The organism is Pontibacter anaerobius, assembly GCF_026241195.1.
Lineage (GTDB): Bacteria > Bacteroidota > Bacteroidia > Cytophagales > Hymenobacteraceae > Pontibacter > Pontibacter anaerobius.
On record NZ_JAPFQO010000023.1, the window covers coordinates 1 to 1,582 of the forward strand.

Consider the following 1,582-nt stretch of genomic DNA (forward strand, 5'->3'; position numbering starts at 1 on the left):
TTTGGCTCTTTTTCTGATCGTTGCCCCGCTTTAGTGGCCTTTGATGCCGCCCAGCCCTAAAAAAGCCTGAAAGACACGCCACTTTAAAACCTGAAAATAATCCCAATCACGGCCAACGGTACTCGTGCAGCAGAAGCCCGAAGCGTAGCAAGGGTTAAAGCTGCATTTTGTTGGCGGAAGTTGTTCTATCTTTCAAAGAAGCTAAATGTCTTTAGTATACATGCCAACAAGCAGGTACAACAATGTAGCTGTAGAAAGTACTACCAAGGCTAACTTATTCCCTCTTGAATAATCTTCTGGATACAGCTCCAAGTCAGCAAGAGCATTGTTAGATAAGGTTAAATTATTGACCAATAACACAGACAAAGCCCAAACAGAAAAGAAGACAATTATATAATACTGACCTACCACTACTCTTGCCTGAACTGCGACTAAAGTCACTAATGCTATCTCTATTAGAGTCAACATAGTAAAAGCAATTGCCAATCCTACTATGGTTTTTGCCCACATAGCACTTAACCAATGGTCACTTCCTTTCCTGTACCTTAGGTAAAGGGCAGCAACTATTAAGTTAAGCGTGTTTAGTTCATTCTGTATCAAGTTCTATTTTTAAATTTATACTTCCCTATTACTGCCAACGGCTCTGCTAAACGGCGGCCAAGGTATTTGCCGAAGGCTGACGTTTAGGTCTTGTTGGCGTTTCGTTTTTATTTTAGGTATTTACCGAAGTATTCATCAACTATGCTTCTGTTGTAGCCGTCTCCACCTCTCCAGTACTCAACAAAACCCCAATCATGTCTGCCTGTTGTAGGTCTGTCATAACTCTTAGGTTTTAGAATTTCGCAACACCCAAGAATTTCCATCAAAGTGTGTCTTTCATTTGCGCTCCCCTTCACAGCTTCTTTTAACCTGTCTCGCAACTTACTCGGATATTCCCCTTCTTCAGATTCTTCAACACATTTCAAAATTGCTTTAAAAGTTTCTATGTCAGCATGTGTTGGCTCTGTAATTGTCTCTCTTTCAAAGAGCCTTAAATCAACGTAATTGTAAAGCAAATCCGAATGTCTCACTCCACTCCATTTAATTCTTTCGAAATTCAGAACATTTACATCTTCATTCTCATACTGAAAGTTGTTAAGTCGATAAAACTCTCTCTTTCCTTCAAGAACAAGTTTTGCATTGGTATAACTTGCTATTGCAGAACGCCAGTCAAGACGTTTGTTCGTTAAACTTGATAGAAACCCCTTAACTACACTGTCTTTATCAATTCTGGTAACTAATTGGTTTAGTTCTTCCTTTATTTCAGGTATGGAAAATGATACTGGCTCAAACATTACTCCTTTTGACTTTGCGTATTCTAAGTCATCTATTGGAGTGGTATATTCTCGCCGCCACCCTTGAGATGTCCAGTAAGTTTTGAATAAGATGTTTTTTGCTTTTTTATCCATGTTTAAATGCACGCCAACGCTACTCGTGCAGCCGAAGCCCGAAGCGTAGCAAGGGTTAAAGCTGCACTTTGTTAGGTGATGAATTTATTTCTCTGTCACCTTCTCTACTTTGTATTCTTTGACTTCAAACACAT

2 protein-coding genes are annotated in these 1,582 nt (G+C 39.4%); both read right to left on the reverse strand.

The window, feature by feature from the left end:
* Positions 1-201: 201 nt before the first annotated feature.
* Positions 202-600 carry a hypothetical protein gene (locus OO017_RS19840; protein ID WP_266054446.1) on the reverse strand — a complete coding sequence of 133 codons (399 nt, stop codon included), beginning with the start codon at positions 598-600 and terminating at the stop codon, positions 202-204.
* A gap of 107 nt (positions 601-707) precedes the next feature.
* On the reverse strand, positions 708-1,448 hold the full coding sequence (locus tag OO017_RS19845; protein WP_266054447.1) for a hypothetical protein: 741 nt from the start codon (positions 1,446-1,448) through the stop codon (positions 708-710).
* Positions 1,449-1,582: the final 134 nt, after the last annotated feature.

Bases quoted from the DNA above. Each gene is read 5' to 3' on its own strand.
- OO017_RS19845 (WP_266054447.1), bottom strand. From the start codon at position 1,448: ATGGATAAAAAAGCAAAAAACATCTTATTCAAAACTTACTGGACATCT.